Source organism: Pseudomonas sp. NPDC087697, from assembly GCF_044743155.1.
In the GTDB taxonomy this organism is placed as follows: domain Bacteria; phylum Pseudomonadota; class Gammaproteobacteria; order Pseudomonadales; family Pseudomonadaceae; genus Aquipseudomonas.
Genome location: NZ_JBIUVW010000016.1, coordinates 19422 through 33938 on the forward strand (window position 1 = coordinate 19422; position 14517 = coordinate 33938).

General features: G+C 59.2%; 11 protein-coding genes and 1 pseudogene. 5 read left to right on the forward strand and 7 right to left on the reverse strand.

Annotation, left to right across the window (positions count from 1 at the left end; translation table 11 throughout):
- Window positions 1-16: 16 nt before the first annotated feature.
- The 5 genes and pseudogenes from ACIPIN_RS13690 to ACIPIN_RS13710 all read right to left on the reverse strand — a co-directional run bounded on the left by ACIPIN_RS13690 (window position 17) and on the right by ACIPIN_RS13710 (window position 5662).
- Complete coding sequence (locus tag ACIPIN_RS13690; protein WP_401119446.1) at window positions 17-1204, reverse strand: pyridoxal phosphate-dependent aminotransferase; 1188 nt, start codon at window positions 1202-1204, stop codon at window positions 17-19.
- Between the two features lie 40 nt (window positions 1205-1244).
- The gene (locus ACIPIN_RS13695; protein WP_401119638.1) at window positions 1245-2108 is read right to left on the reverse strand and encodes a methyl-accepting chemotaxis protein; all 864 of its coding nucleotides are present in this window, start codon (window positions 2106-2108) and stop codon (window positions 1245-1247) included.
- Window positions 2103-2909: pseudogene (locus tag ACIPIN_RS13700) on the reverse strand (MCP four helix bundle domain-containing protein); the annotation flags it as partial. The pseudogene ACIPIN_RS13700 and the gene ACIPIN_RS13695, both read right to left, overlap by 6 nt.
- A gap of 288 nt (window positions 2910-3197) precedes the next feature.
- Window positions 3198-4340 (reverse strand): glycerate kinase, encoded by a 1143-nt coding sequence (locus tag ACIPIN_RS13705; RefSeq protein WP_401119448.1) that lies wholly within the window; start codon window positions 4338-4340, stop codon window positions 3198-3200.
- Window positions 4341-4540: 200 nt separating this feature from the next.
- A complete protein-coding gene (locus ACIPIN_RS13710; protein WP_401119450.1) occupies window positions 4541-5662 on the reverse strand; it encodes a sugar diacid recognition domain-containing protein in 1122 nt (373 codons plus the stop codon).
- A gap of 168 nt (window positions 5663-5830) precedes the next feature.
- On the opposite strand from ACIPIN_RS13710, the gene ACIPIN_RS13715 reads away from it, so the two are divergent.
- The 3 genes from ACIPIN_RS13715 (at window position 5831) to rarD (ending at window position 9398) form a co-directional block, all read left to right on the forward strand.
- Complete coding sequence (locus ACIPIN_RS13715; RefSeq protein WP_401119453.1) at window positions 5831-7141, forward strand: MFS transporter; 1311 nt, start codon at window positions 5831-5833, stop codon at window positions 7139-7141.
- Between the two features lie 161 nt (window positions 7142-7302).
- Window positions 7303-8316: an aldo/keto reductase gene (locus ACIPIN_RS13720; RefSeq protein WP_401119455.1), complete on the forward strand. Its 1014-nt coding sequence runs from the start codon at window positions 7303-7305 to the stop codon at window positions 8314-8316.
- Between the two features lie 200 nt (window positions 8317-8516).
- Window positions 8517-9398, forward strand: a complete 882-nt coding sequence (gene rarD, locus ACIPIN_RS13725) for an EamA family transporter RarD (RefSeq protein ID WP_401119458.1) — start codon at window positions 8517-8519, stop codon at window positions 9396-9398.
- Between the two features lie 126 nt (window positions 9399-9524).
- On the opposite strand, the gene hppD is transcribed toward rarD, so the two are convergent.
- Both hppD and ACIPIN_RS13735 read right to left on the reverse strand, forming a co-directional pair.
- On the reverse strand, window positions 9525-10601 hold the full coding sequence (hppD, locus tag ACIPIN_RS13730; protein ID WP_123424842.1) for a 4-hydroxyphenylpyruvate dioxygenase: 1077 nt from the start codon (window positions 10599-10601) through the stop codon (window positions 9525-9527).
- Between the two features lie 242 nt (window positions 10602-10843).
- Window positions 10844-11794 carry a DMT family transporter gene (locus ACIPIN_RS13735; RefSeq protein WP_401119460.1) on the reverse strand — a complete coding sequence of 317 codons (951 nt, stop codon included), beginning with the start codon at window positions 11792-11794 and terminating at the stop codon, window positions 10844-10846.
- 78 nt (window positions 11795-11872) lie between these two features.
- Between ACIPIN_RS13735 and ACIPIN_RS13740 the strand changes: the two genes are divergently transcribed.
- Window positions 11873-12745, forward strand: a complete 873-nt coding sequence (locus tag ACIPIN_RS13740; protein ID WP_401119462.1) for a LysR family transcriptional regulator — start codon at window positions 11873-11875, stop codon at window positions 12743-12745.
- Window positions 12746-12878: 133 nt separating this feature from the next.
- The gene (locus tag ACIPIN_RS13745) at window positions 12879-14414 is read left to right on the forward strand and encodes an EAL domain-containing protein (RefSeq protein ID WP_401119465.1); all 1536 of its coding nucleotides are present in this window, start codon (window positions 12879-12881) and stop codon (window positions 14412-14414) included.
- Window positions 14415-14517: the final 103 nt, after the last annotated feature.

The following is a 14517-nucleotide window of genomic DNA, read 5'->3' on the forward strand; positions in this document are numbered from 1 at the left end:
CACAACTTCAGACTGATCAGGCCCGCCGGGCCTCCAGCAGCTCCGTCGCACACTGCACGATCCGGCGGCAGGCTTCGGCCAGCCGCTGTTGGTCCAGTACCAGACCAATGCGGATATGCCCCGCCGCACTGGGCCCAAACGCTTCACCGGCGAGCACCGACACGGCATAACCTTCCAGCAATTTTTCGGCGAACGCCTGCGCGCCCACCCCGGTCTCGCGCACATCGACCATCACGAACATCCCGCCATCCGGAATGACCGGATTAATACCCGGGCAATCGTTCAATCGCGCGCACACCAGATCACGCCGCGCACGGTACTCGCTGCGCATCAGGGCAAGCTCAGGCAGATCAGCCTCCAGTGCCACACACGCTGCGTTCTGAACAAAATCCGGAATGCCAAAGAGCATGCACAGCGAAAGATTCTCCAGGTGTTCGGTCAACAGCTTTGGACCGATCACCCAACCGATTCGCCAGCCACTCATGGCGTGGGATTTCGACAGACTGTTCACGGTCGCCGTGCGTTCGGCCATCCCCGGCAGGCTGGCCGGACTGATGTGCTCACCTTCATACAACAGCTCACTGTAGACCTCGTCGCTGATCAGCCACAGATCATGCTTGATGCACAAACGCGCGAGGGCCTGCCAGATCGGCAGCGACAAGCTTGCCCCGGAAGGATTGTTCGGACTGTTGAGCAAAATTGCGCGAGTCCTGGGAGTGATCCGTGCGGCGACGTCCGCCGGGTCAACGCGAAAACCGTTCTCCGGCCGCACCGCTATCGGCACCACCTTCGCCCCGCAGGCGCCGAACACGCCTTCGTAAGTCACGTACATCGGTTCGGCGACCAGCACTTCATCATCCGGGTCGAGCAGGCATTGCACCACCGAATACACCGCACATTGCGCGCCCGGCAGCACCAATACATGGTCGGCATCCACCGCCTGACCGCTGCGCCGGGTGTGACGGCGGGCGATGCTGGTGCGCAGCGACCGCGTGCCGCGCACCTCCGAATAATGGGTATCGCCGGCCAACAAGCTGTCGATAGCCGCCTGGACGATCGGCTTCGGTGTATCGAAATCCGGATCGCCGACCGACAGCAGCAACACATCGACGCCCTGCTCGCGCAACTCCAGCGCTCGGTAGTGAATCTGCCAGGCATCGGCTCCGTCGCCGGCAATTCGTTGGGTCAAGGCTGAATAGCGCATGTACTTCTCCTGTCGCGCAAACTCCACATTCAACCCTATCTCAAATCACGAAACGCGCCACCATGGCATTCAAATCTACCGCCAGACGCGATAGCTCATGGCTGGCGGCGCTGGTCTGGTTGGCACCGGCGGCCGATTGAGTGGCCAGGTCGCGGATGTTCACCAGATTGCGGTCCACTTCGCGCGACACCTGCGCCTGTTCTTCCGAGGCGCTGGCGATCACCAGGTTGCGCTCGTTGATCTGGTGGATCGACTGGGTGATCTGCTCCAGCGCCACGCCGGCAGCACGGGCCAGTTCCAGGGTCGAGTGAGTGCGCTGGTTGCTTTGCTGCATGGAGTCGACCGCTTCGCCGGTGCCGTTTTGAATCCCGGCGACCATTTTTTCGATTTCCTGGGTCGATTGCGCGGTGCGATGCGCCAAGGCGCGGACCTCGTCCGCCACCACCGCAAAACCGCGCCCGGCTTCACCGGCACGCGCCGCTTCGATGGCCGCGTTGAGTGCCAGCAGGTTGGTCTGCTCGGCAATCGCCCGAATCACGTCCAGCACCTTGCCGATATCGCGGCCCTGAGTGGCCAGACCTTCAATCATCAGCGAGGTGTTCTGTACGTCATGGGTCATGGTCTGAATGGCGTTAACGGTTTCCACCACGCGGTCGCGACCTTCACGGGCGGCCTGGGTCGATTGATTGGACGCTTCGGACGTGGACACCGCGTTGCGTGCGACCTCTTCCACGGCGGCGGTCATTTCGTTGACGGCAGTCGCGGCCTGTTCGATTTCGTTGTTTTGCTGTTGCAGACCGCGCGACGCTTCCTCGGTCACGGCACTGAGTTCTTCTGCCGCTGCGCCCAGCTGATTCGCGGAGCCTGCGATCTGCTCAATGGTTTTGCGCAGGTTGGTTTGCATGGTCGACAAGGCACCGAGCAAACGCGCCGGTTCGTCCTTGCCGTCGACCTCGATGGGTTTGGTCAGGTTACCGCCAGCGATGGATTCGGCGGCAGCAACAGCACGGTTCAGCGGCGTGACGATGCTGCGGGTCAGCAACCAGGCCAGCAACACCGTCACCAACGCAGCGATTACCGAAACCGCGATGATGCCGTTGGTGGCGTAAGAATATTGGTCGCCAGCTAGCGCGTCAGCCTCGGTCGCGCCAGCCTGGTTAATGGCGATCAGCTTGTTCAACTGCTCACCCATCAGATCGGTACCGTCCTTGATACGCGTATTGATCAGGTTGTGCATCTCATCGACTTTGTTCTGCCGCGACAGCTCCATCATCTGGCTTTGCGCTTGCAGATAACTGTCCAGCGTTGCCGCAAAAGCTTTGTACACCGCCGTTTCTTCCGGGCCGGCTGGCAGGGCCGCATAGCTCTTTTGAGCTTGTCTGGCGTTGTCAGAAAGTACGCTGATGCGGGTTTCAGCTTCTTGCAACCCGGCCGCGTCGCGGTTTACCAGCACGCGGAACGACAGAATGCGCAAGCGCAAGACGTTCTCTGAGATTTTCCCAAGGAAGGCTACGCTGGGTAGTTGATTGGTTTCCATGTCGATGGAGGCCTGGCGGATGATCGACATACGGTTCACGGCAAATACGCCGAGTACGATCACCAGCAACGCAATGAAAGCAAAACCCAGGAAAGCTCGAGGTGCGATATTCATATTACGCAAGGACATAGGATGAGTCTCGGAGTAGTGATGTCTTCGAGCATCCATGCAGTGAACGCTGGCAAGCAGGAGATCGCTCCCAGCGTGCAGATAGGCGTCTGGAGTCTGGTAGCTGTGTGCGCCTATACCCTGTATCGGCAGGACTTGAGGTTTTATGCAGGCCCGAGAGAAATATATTTCTTGATATGACAAGTGTTTCAAGGATGAAACACTTGTCGGGTTTCAGAGGACTCTTGTAGAAGGACCGAACGCAGTTTGTCAGGCTGAATGCGTTCACCGGTTTTACGGTTGCTACGCAACCGAACGCAGGCTTCGCCAGCTGCTACAGGATTGCCTTTAGCCTTTGAGAGCCGCCACGCGCCAGACGCGGGCGATGTCCCGCGCTCGATCACGCAACAGGCGCGGGGCGTCGGCGCAGGCTTGCTCCAGTGTCATGGGCCCGGACGCGAGCGCGAATGCGGCGTCCACGCCATGTTCGTACATCTGCTGGTAGCCGTCACCAAGGGTGCCAGCGATGACGATCACCGGCACACCCTGCTGCTGGGCGATACGCGCCACGCCAAACGGCGTTTTGCCGCGCAAGGTCTGGGCGTCGAAGCGGCCCTCGCCGGTGATCACCAGGTCCGCATCACGTACCGCATCAGCCAGGCCGACCAATTCGGCGACCACTTCCACGCCGGCGCGAAATTGCGCACCAAGAAACGCCTTCGCCGCAAACCCCAGACCACCCGCGGCGCCACTGCCCGGTTCGTCACGCAGATCCTTTTCCAGGGTTTGGGCGCAAAGCCCGGCGAAATGCCCAAGAGCCTGATCCAGCTGTTGAACCTGTTCGACTGATGCGCCTTTCTGCGGACCGAAAATCGCTGAGGCACCGTGGGGGCCGCACAGTGGATTGTTGACGTCGGCGGCGATCTCGAAGCGCACGTTGGCCAGACGCGGGTCCCTGCTACTCAGATCGATCTGCGCCAGTTGCGCTAACGCCAGACCGCCCGGTTTCAACGTCTGACCCTGGGCATCGAGCAGTCGTACGCCTAGCGCTTGCAACGCGCCGGCACCCGCGTCGTTGGTGGCGCTGCCGCCGATGGCCAGGATGATCCGCTGCGCGCCCGCATCGAGCGCCGAGCGGATCAGTTCGCCCGTGCCGAAGGTGCTGCTGGTGCACGCATCGCGCTTGCCCACCGGCACCAACTGCAAACCACTGGCCTCGGCCATTTCGATGATCGCGGTGTGGCTGTGGGGCAACCAGCCCCAATGCGCCTCGACCTGTGTGCCGAGTGGCCCCTGTACGGTGACGCTGCGCAGCTCACCCTCGCAGGCAGCAAGAATCGACTCGACCGTCCCTTCCCCGCCATCAGCCATTGGGCACTTGACCAGCGTCGCATCTGGCCAGACCTCGGCCAGTCCCAACGCGATGGCGTCGGCCACGGCTTCGGCACTCAGGCTGTCCTTGAACGAATCGGGGGCGATGACGATTTTCATGTGAATTCTCCAGTTTCAATGCCCCCATGCTGCCAGCAGGCATGAACAATAACGCCGGTCCGTTGCACAAGTGCAGCATGGGTTTATTGTTCATTCTCACAAACCTGCCGCCCGCATTACCGTAGGAGCATAGCTTGCTAGCGATGGCGCCCGTAAGATCGCCATCGCCGGCAAGCCGTGCTCCTACGGGATTTGTGTTGTCAGGGGGTGGTGTCGGTCTGCGGCAGCAGCTGCACGCCCAGGTACAACGCGAGCATGCCGTCTAGGCGCAGCGGGTCAACGCCGCTGAGTTCGGCGATGCGCTCCATGCGGTAACGCAAGCTATTGCGATGAATGCCCAACGCATCGGCACACGCCTGGCTTTGGCCGTCGTGTTCGCACCAGCTGCGCAATGTCGCCAACAGTTGGCCGTTACCGTCCTTGGCGATGACTTTGCGCAGTGGAGTGAGCAACTCGTCCAGCGCATCGTCGTTGCGATGGCGCCAGAGCATGACCGGCAGTCGATAGCGGTTCAGCGTCAGCAAACGGGTTTTCGGCAGCACATCGCGCCCGTACGCCAGCAAATCGCCGACCCTTCGATAGCAACGGCGCAAGCCTTGCAAACCGTCGGCCTGGCCACCCACGGCGAGGCGCAGTATGTTCCAGCCCAGACCTTCGAGCTTCTCCAGCAAGCGTTCATTCTCCACCGTTTGCGTAGTCGGCCTGCACCACAGCAACGACGACTTGGCGGAACTCACGCACCAACTGTCGGGATAGCGTGAGATCAGCCAGGCACTCAATGCCTCAGCGGTTTGCCCCGCCCCATGTTCCAGGCCCAACTCGAACAGATAAGGGGTACGCGACAGCTGCGGCTTGAGGCCCATTTGCTGAGCTTCATCGATCAGCCGTGGCGAATCTCCCGCCTCGCTGAGCAGCAACGCCAACAGATCATCACAACGCTGGCGACGCCATTGCTGTTCGGCCTGCTGGTTGCGCTGGCCGACCAGCATCTCGGCGGTCATGCGCACCAGCTCGGCATAAGTACGCAGCAGCTCAGGTTCACCGGTAATGCCCAACACACCGATCAAGCGCTGATCGAGCAGCAGCGGCAAATTGATCCCCGGCTGCACGCCCTTGAGGTGCATGGCGGTCTGGGCGTCGATTTCCACCACCCGACCATTCGCCAGAACCAGCTGCGCACCTTCGTGCCGGGTATTGACCCGCTCCGGCTCGCCGCTACCGAGAATCAGCCCTTGGCTGTCCATGACATTGACGTTGTACGGCAGGATGGCCATCGCCCGGTCGACGATATCCTGCGCCAGGTCGTGATCGAGTTCGAACATGCGGCGTAATCCTTGAAAACGTGCGGCGATTGATTGTTCACCCGCACAGGCTGTTGGCGTAAACCCTGTGCTCAGGCACAAAGACATCCGCTTAGGGGTGACCGAGACTCTCTACGCGATCAACGTTACCCTCGCATCGCAAAAAATCATAATAAAGAGAGACCCGCCATGTCACAGAGCGCCGCTGCCACCCTGGCCACCGATGACGACAAAAACGCCGTCTACAAGCGCGTTACCCTGCGCCTGATCCCCTTCATCTTCATCTGCTATCTGTTCAACTACCTCGACCGGGTCAACGTTGGATTTGCCAAACTGCAGATGCTCGATGCGCTGAAATTCAGCGAAACCGTGTACGGCCTCGGGGCCGGGATTTTCTTCATCGGCTACGTGCTGTGCGGCGTACCGAGCAACCTGGCACTGAGCAAATTCGGCCCACGGCGCTGGATCGCGGTGATGATGGTCACCTGGGGTACGCTGTCGACCTGCCTGCTGTTCGTCACCACACCGACCGAGTTCTATACCCTGCGCCTGTTCACTGGCGCCGCCGAAGCCGGGTTCTTCCCGGGGGTGGTGCTTTACCTTTCGCGGTGGTTCCCGACGTTCCGCCGTGGCCGCATCATGGCGCTGTTCATGTCGGCGATCCCGGTGTCCGGCCTGCTCGGCAGCCCGTTCTCTGGCTGGATCCTCAACCACTTCGCCGCCGGCCAAGGTGGCCTCGCCGGTTGGCAGTGGATGTTCCTGCTGCAAGGCATTCCGACCATTACGCTCGGCGCACTGGCGTTCTTCCTGCTCAGCGACAACTTCGCCAGTGCCAAATGGCTCAAGCCAGAAGAACGTGCAGTGCTTGAGGCAGATCAAGCCATCGATTGGGCCAACAAGCCAAGAACCGCCACCGATTCATTGCTGGCCGTGTTCAAGAACCCAGCGATCTGGGCGTTCGGGCTGATCTACTTCTGCATTCAGAGTGGCGTTTACGCGATCAACTTCTGGTTGCCGTCGATCATCAAGAACCTCGGTTTCGCCGATAACCTGGTGATTGGTTGGCTCAGTGCGATTCCATACCTGCTGGCAGCGGTGTTCATGCTGATGGTGGGTCGCTCGGCGGACCTGCATAAAGAGCGTCGCTGGCATTTGGTGGTACCGATGCTGATGGGTGCGGTCGGTTTGTTGATTGCCGTGAACTTCGCCGCCAACCCGGCCATTGCGATTCTTGGCCTGACCATCGCCACCATGGGCGCCCTCACCGGTCTGCCGATGTTCTGGCCGGTGCCGACCGCCATGCTCAGCGCCGGCGCTGCTGCCGGTGGCCTGGCGCTGATCAACTCCATGGGCCAGATGGCCGGTTTCCTCAGCCCGTACCTGGTGGGTTGGGTCAAGGACAGCACCGGCTCGACCGACGCGGCGTTGTACCTGTTGGCCGGCGTGATTGTCTGCGGCAGTTTGCTGGCACTGCGCATGACCCGCACACTGCGCGCCTGATCAAGTCTGTAGGAGCACAGCTTGCTGGCGATAGCGTTTTCACAGACGCCATCGCCAGCAAGCTGTGCTCCTACAGGGACCATGCATTCATCGATTGCCCCGTGACTGCCCTATTGATAATGTCGACTCGCGTCGGCCACTTCACTTGAGGGATTAAGCACATGACCTACCGCACACTGGGCCACTCTGGACTGCAAGTGTCCACGCTGACCCTGGGCACCATGATGTTTGGTGAGCAGACCAGCACCAAAGATTCGCTGCGCATCATCGAGAAGGCCTGGGATCAGGGCGTCAACTTCATCGACACGGCAGACGTGTACACAGGCGGTCGCTCCGAGGAAATCGTCGGCGAAGCGATTGCCAGTCACCGTCAGGAATGGGTAGTGGCCTCCAAGGTCGGCTTCGGCCCGGTGGACGGTGTGCCGAATCGCAGCGGGCTGAGCCGCAAGCACATCTTCAATGGCATCGATGCCAGCCTGACCCGATTGGGCACTGATTATCTGGACATCTATTACCTGCACCGCGAAGACCACGACACGCCGCTGGAAGTCACCGTGTCGGCCATCGGCGACCTGATTCGCCAAGGCAAGATCCGTTACTGGGGCCTGTCCAACTACCGTGGCTGGCGCATTGCTGAAGTAATCCGCGTTGCCGAGAAACTCGGTGTCGACAAACCGGTGATCAGCCAGCCGCTGTACAACATCGTCAACCGCCAGGCCGAAACCGAACAAATCACCGCCGCCAACGCCTACGGCCTCGGCGTGGTGCCTTACAGCCCATTGGCCCGTGGCGTGTTGAGCGGCAAGTACGCACCGGACGTCACCCCCGACGCCAACAGCCGCGCCGGTCGTCAGGACAAACGCATTCTGGAAACCGAATGGCGGATCGAGTCGCTGCGCATTGCCCAACAGATTCAGAAGTACACCCAGGAGCGCGGCGTCGGCATCGTCGAGTTCGCCATCGCCTGGGTGCTGAACAACTCAGCCGTCAGCTCGGCCATTGTTGGCCCCCGCACCGAAGAACAATGGGATGCCTACACCAAGGCTCAGTCGGTGAAGATCACTGCTGAAGACGAAGCTTTCATTGATTCGCTGGTGACACCGGGGCATTCCTCGACGCCTGGGTTCAATGACGTGAGCCATTTCGTCTCGGGGCGTAAACCACACACCAATTGAATGAACACATATTCCTGTGGGAGCGGGCTTGCTCGCGAAAGCGGCCTTCCAGTCAGCATCAGTGTTGAATGTGAAACCGTCTTCGCGAGCAAGCCCGCTCCCACATGGGGCCGGTGTTGATCATTCGGACAATATTCGTCTTTGAAACCACGTATCCTCTGCACCCGTTTCACGCTCACTCAATGTCTCGCGAGGACAGTTTGTCTAAAGGTATTGCTCTATCGGTGTCAGCCTCGGTGCTGTTCGCCGTCATGTATTTCTACACCTCATTGCTGTCGCCTCTGAGCGGCGTGGAAATCTTCGGCTGGCGAATGCTGTTGACGGTGCCGTGCATGACCGTGTTCATGGTGGTTTCCGGCGAATGGAGGCGCGTGGTCGAAATCCTCCGTCGGGTGGGCAGCAAACCGGCATTGCTGGGGGGGCTGCTGCTGTCTTCGGCATTGCTGGGCGTGCAACTCTGGTTGTTCATGTGGGCACCGCTGAACGGCCACAGCCTTGACGTTTCGCTGGGCTACTTCCTGCTGCCACTGACCATGGTGCTGACCGGGCGCATCGCCTATGGCGAACAGCTCTCGTACCTGCAAAAGATCGCCGCGTTTTTCGCGACCCTCGGCGTGCTCAATGAGTTGTATCAGGTTGGCAGTTTTTCCTGGGCGACACTGTTGGTGGCCATCGGTTACCCGACCTACTTCGTGCTGCGCCGGCGCCTGGCGGCGGACAACCTCGGTGGTTTGTGGCTGGACATGGCGCTGCTGCTTCCGGTGGCGTACTGGTTCGTGCACAGCGGTGAACAGGGCTTTGGCGTATTCGATCAACATCCGTGGCTGTCGCTTCTGATCCCGCTACTCGGGGTGATCAGTGCTTCGGCGCTGGTGGTGTACATCATCGCCAGCCGATTGCTGCCGTTCAGCCTGTTCGGGCTGCTGAGCTATGTCGAACCGGTGCTGTTGCTGGGCGTTGCGTTGCTGCTTGGGGAAAGCATCAAGGCTGGAGAATGGCTGACCTACATCCCGATCTGGTTGGCGGTGCTGGTGTTGGTGTTTGAGGGATTCAAGCATCTGATGCGGCATCGCCGCCCGTGACCTTGACCTTGTAGGAGCCGAGCTTGCTAGCGATGGGGTCCTCAGATTCAACATAAATGTTGGCTGACAGATCGCTATCGCGAGCAAGCTTGGCTCCTACAGAGCCAATACAGAGGGAGTGGCGGATTACTCAGTGGAGAGCACACCACGGCGAACCTGGTCACGCTCGATGGATTCGAACAGTGCCTTGAAGTTGCCTTCGCCGAAACCATCGTCGCCTTTACGCTGGATGAATTCGAAGAACACCGGGCCCATCAGGGTTTCCGAGAAGATTTGCAGCAGCAGACGCTTGTCGCCCGACTCGGACGAGCCGTCCAGCAGAATCCCCCGCGCTTGCAGTTCGTTGACCGGCTCACCATGGTTAGGCAAACGGCCTTCAAGCATTTCGTAGTAGGTTTCTGGCGGCGCAGTCATGAAGCGCATGCCGATCTTTTTCAGATGATCCCAGGTCTTTATCAAGTCATCGGAGAGGAAGGCAACGTGCTGGATTCCCTCGCCGTTGAACTGCATCAGGAACTCTTCGATCTGCCCGGCGCCCTTGGACGACTCTTCGTTCAGCGGGATGCGGATCATGCCATCCGGAGCGGTCATGGCCTTGGAGGTCAGGCCGGTGTATTCGCCCTTGATGTCGAAGTAACGGATTTCTCGGAAGTTGAACAGCTTCTCGTAGAAGTTCGCCCAATAAGCCATACGGCCGCGATACACGTTGTGGGTCAGGTGATCGATGATCTTCAGGCCCGCCCCTACCGGGTGGCGGTCAACGCCTTCGATGAACACGAAGTCGATATCATAGATCGAACTGCCTTCGCCGAAACGGTCGATCAGGTACAGCGGCGCACCGCCGATGCCTTTGATCGCCGGCAGGTTCAGCTCCATCGGGCCGGTCTCGATGTGGATCGGCTGGGCGCCGAGTTCCAGGGCCCGCTTGTAGGCTTTTTGCGAATCCTTGACGCGGAATGCCATGCCGCACACCGATGGGCCGTGCTCAGCCGCAAAGTATGAGGCAACACTGTGAGGTTCGTTGTTGAGGATCAGGTTGATCGCGCCCTGGCGATACAGGTGCACGTCTTTGGAACGGTGGGTCGCGACCTTGGTGAAACCCATGATCTCGAAGATCGGTTCAAGGGTATTCGGGGTCGGCGATGCGAGCTCAATGAATTCAAAGCCCATCAGGCCCATTGGGTTTTCGTATAAATCTGCCATGGTTGGCGCCTCATCATGCTGATTAACGGATCGTTAGTTACGAGCAATGCTGAGAGCGGCGGGTGGCGCGCAGGAGATGCCTCGCACACTGCGGGCGAGAAAGTCACCGTAGATCAATTGGAACCCAAATATCTTCATTGTCGACCCAAGGCTCTTGCGGGCGAGGCTTCTGCTGCCAGAAGACGTTATTCTTATATGCGCAACCCGATTCTACACAGCGTAACCAGGTTTGTCCGCCTTCTCTATAAAATCCCCCTTTTTGCCGTCGGTGCAAGAGGTTTGTTGCACAGGTAGATCCCCAGCAGAATCGCCCCGCCTCCCAGGCACATCGCCCAACTTAAATGCTCACCCAGCAACAGCGCACCAAGAATCACCGCGGTCAACGGATTCAGCGCAATGAACACCCCCGAACGGGTTGCGCCGATTTTGCGGATACCGTCGTAGTACCAGATGTAGGCCAGCGCCGAGCCCAGCACCCCCAGGTACAGCAGGCTGAGAATCTGCCCCACCTGCAATCCACGCAGCACCTCAAGACTCACCTCGCCACTCGCGACACTGGTCGTCCACAACATCAATGTGCCCAGCACAATTGAATAGGTGACGGTGTGCAGCGGGCCTAACGTCTGGTTCAGGCCTTTGGAAAACAACGAGTAGATGCCCCAACCCAGCACGCAGCCGAAAATCAGCAGGTCACCGATCCAGGTGTTCGCCGCCCCCCCGTCAAACACTTGCTGGTTGCGGCTGACGATTACCACCCCTGCCCCGGCGATGCACATCGCGATGCCCAGGACCTTGGCTCGACTCAAGCGCTCCTTGAACAGCAACCACGAAGCCAACCCGATGACGGCCGGATTCAACGCCACGATCAGCGATGCCCGAGAGGCGTTGATGTAGTGCAAGCCGTAAAAGAAACACAGGTTGTAAAAGAAGATCCCGAAAAAACCCAATCCCCCCAGCTGCAACCACTGCCTGAAGGTCGGGCGCACCAAAGGGATACGCGCCAGCACCATGAACAGCAGCAAGGCCAGGCTCGCCAACAGAAAACGCAAGCTCGCAGCGAATAACGGGCTGAGTGAGTCGGCAAGAAACCGACCGGCAACGAAGGTCCCGCCCCAGATCATGGTGACAGTGGCCAGTTTCAGGTAAATCGGGACATCTGAATCACGGGAGCCGCTCTGGACAAGGCTTTTCATAAATCTCCACGGTAAGAAAGCAGTCAGATGACGTATTCTTTGCGTAATACCTGATCATCGTAAAATGAGTAAATACTCATGACCCTGACCCAACTCGAAATTTTTTCGCTGGTGGCCGAGCTGCACGGTTTCACCAGTGCAGCCAACCGTCTGGGCATCACCCAGTCAGCGGTGTCCCATGCCATCAAATCACTGGAGCAGGAACTCGGTGTCGAGTTGCTTAGAAGACATCAATCCCACATTGAGTTGAGTGATATCGGTCAGCGGCTGTTGTTACGCGCCCGCGCCATGCTCGGGCTAGCCAGCACCCTGCGCCAGGAAGCAGCGGACGCCCGAGGGATGAAGCGCGGCACGCTGCGTATCGGCTCATTCGGACCGACCTCGTCGATCAAACTGCTGCCGAAAATTTTGCAGCACTACCGCGCGGCCTATCCCGGAATCGAGATTCACGTTGACGAGGGTCCGGATCGGCAGGTACTGCAATGGCTTGAAGAGCGGCGTATCGATATTGGTTTTGTGGTGTTGCCCGAGGAGCGTTTCGACACTTTCGCACTCGTGGAAGATCAGATGGTCGCGCTGATACCGGCCGATCACGAACTCGCCCGACGCGACAACCTGACCTTGAGTGATCTCTGTCACGACCCGTTCATTCTCACCGAAGCAGGTTCCTCGGAGCTGGTCTCTCGCCTGTTCAATGCTGCCCGGCTGACCCCGGACATTCGCTATCGCAGCTCGCAACTGCTCAGCACCCTGGAAACTGTCAGCCGTGGCGACGCCTTGACGCTGGTCGCCGAACTTTCGCTGCCGAACGCGGAGCAGCCGCGCTACGTGACAAAGCCCCTTACACCGCCGGTCAAACGTCAGGTTGGTCTGGCGGTTCTCGACCAGCGCCAGTCATCACCGGCCACCCTGGCGTTTATCAAGTTGGCCGTGAATCTGGATTACCGTTGAAAAGCACAAAACCCGTACGCCATCTATCATGGCCCGTGTCTGTACTCTTTTTGAGAGGCAAGCCTGTGCCCTGCCTGCATTTGAGAGCCCGTCTCTATCTGAGTGCCCTAGTCCATCGGCACAGGTTCCACAAATGCCATTGACCGTAAAGGCCCGCCGCACGCCGCTGACTCGCAACCTCATCACACTGCTGATCGGCCTGGTTCCTGTGGTGTTGGGGATCGTCATTCTGCACATGCAAGCCGAACGGGGGCTGGAACAGAGCACCTACCAAACAGCCGAAGAAGCGGTGCGCCAATTCGATTTGATGCTCGACAACACCGCGCAGGCGGCGCAAGAACTGCTGCCGCTGGCCGGACAACCGTGCGCCGACGTCAAACTGGCCCTGCGCGAACAAGTCACGCGCCGACCCTTTGTGCGCTCGACCAATCTGGTGTGGGACAACAATCTGTATTGCAGCTCACTGTTTGGCGACTATCAGGCAGCGGTTGATCCTGGCGAGTACACCCAAGGCAAATTGTGGTTGATGAACGGCAACCCGGTCACGCCCGATACCGCGCTGCTGGTGTATCGCCTCAGCGAAGGCAGACAAGGCGCCCTGACCTCCCTTGACGGCTACCACCTGGGCAACATCCTGCGGCTGATTGGCCGCAAGACTCTTCTGCTATTGCAAGTCGGCCCCCACTGGATGTCGGCCGATGGCCAGGTTCACGAGGGTGCCCTGCCCGTATTACCGGTAGCCCGAACCAATCTTGAATCTTCGCGGTATGCCTTTGAAGTGGAGGCCGGCTTTCCCGAGGGCGAAGTCTGGCGCTACATGAAAAGCGAATACCCGCCGCTTTTCAGCCTGCTGATCTTCTTTGGGGCGATTGCCGGGACCATTGGTCATTGGTTACAGAAGCGCTCGTCATCCCCGAGTCACGAACTGCAGCGGGCGCTGGAAGCCGACGAGTTCATTCCTTACTTTCAGCCAGTGGTTTACGGCGACACTAAGCAGTGGGCCGGCATTGAGGTATTGATGCGCTGGAAGCACCCGAAAGAAGGTCTGGTACGTCCGGACCTGTTCATTCCGTTCGCCGAGCACTCCGGCCTGATCGTGCCAATGACTCGCTCGTTGATGCGCCAGACTGCAGCGTTACTCGCCCCGCATGCGCAGTCGCTCCATGAGCGCTTTCACATCGGGATCAATATCACCGCCAGCCACTGCAATGACCTTGAGCTGGTAGACGATTGCCGCGAGTTTCTCTCGGCCTTCCCGCCAGGCAAGGTCGCGCTGGTTCTGGAGTTGACCGAGCGCGAGCTGATCGAACCCAGCGCCATCACCCTTCAATTGTTCGAACAGCTACATGAACTGGGGGTGATGATTGCGATCGATGACTTCGGTACCGGGCATTCGAGCCTGGGCTACTTGCGCCAGTTCAATGTGGACTTTCTGAAGATCGATCAAAGCTTTGTGGCGATGATCGGGGTCGATGCCTTGTCCCGTCATATACTCGACAGCATCATCGAACTCTCGGCCAAGCTGGACCTTGGTATCGTTGCCGAGGGTGTCGAAACCATTGAACAGAGTGATTATCTTGCCGCTCATGGGGTGAACTTCCTGCAAGGCTACCTATTTGGACGACCTATGCCGGGCGCCGACTTCATTATTGCGTTGAACAGCCACTAATTAGCCACTCGTAGCGTTCCATGGAAATCCTCAACAAATGGACCCTCGCACCAAATTTCAGCAAACAGCAGCGTACGTTACATAAAGAAAAAGACGTGATTTA

Excerpts from the sequence above, each read along its gene's own strand:
- ACIPIN_RS13695 (WP_401119638.1), bottom strand. The coding sequence starts at position 2,108 with ATGCAAACCAACCTGCGCAAAACCATTGAGCAGATCGCAGGCTCCGCG.
- ACIPIN_RS13715 (WP_401119453.1), top strand. The coding sequence starts at position 5,831 with ATGTCACAGAGCGCCGCTGCCACCCTGGCCACCGATGACGACAAAAAC.
- ACIPIN_RS13705 (WP_401119448.1), bottom strand. The coding sequence starts at position 4,340 with ATGAAAATCGTCATCGCCCCCGATTCGTTCAAGGACAGCCTGAGTGCC.
- ACIPIN_RS13710 (WP_401119450.1), bottom strand. The coding sequence starts at position 5,662 with ATGTTCGAACTCGATCACGACCTGGCGCAGGATATCGTCGACCGGGCG.
- ACIPIN_RS13720 (WP_401119455.1), top strand. The coding sequence starts at position 7,303 with ATGACCTACCGCACACTGGGCCACTCTGGACTGCAAGTGTCCACGCTG.
- ACIPIN_RS13745 (WP_401119465.1), top strand. The coding sequence starts at position 12,879 with ATGCCATTGACCGTAAAGGCCCGCCGCACGCCGCTGACTCGCAACCTC.
- ACIPIN_RS13735 (WP_401119460.1), bottom strand. The coding sequence starts at position 11,794 with ATGAAAAGCCTTGTCCAGAGCGGCTCCCGTGATTCAGATGTCCCGATT.
- hppD (WP_123424842.1), bottom strand. The coding sequence starts at position 10,601 with ATGGCAGATTTATACGAAAACCCAATGGGCCTGATGGGCTTTGAATTC.
- ACIPIN_RS13740 (WP_401119462.1), top strand. The coding sequence starts at position 11,873 with ATGACCCTGACCCAACTCGAAATTTTTTCGCTGGTGGCCGAGCTGCAC.
- ACIPIN_RS13690 (WP_401119446.1), bottom strand. The coding sequence starts at position 1,204 with ATGCGCTATTCAGCCTTGACCCAACGAATTGCCGGCGACGGAGCCGAT.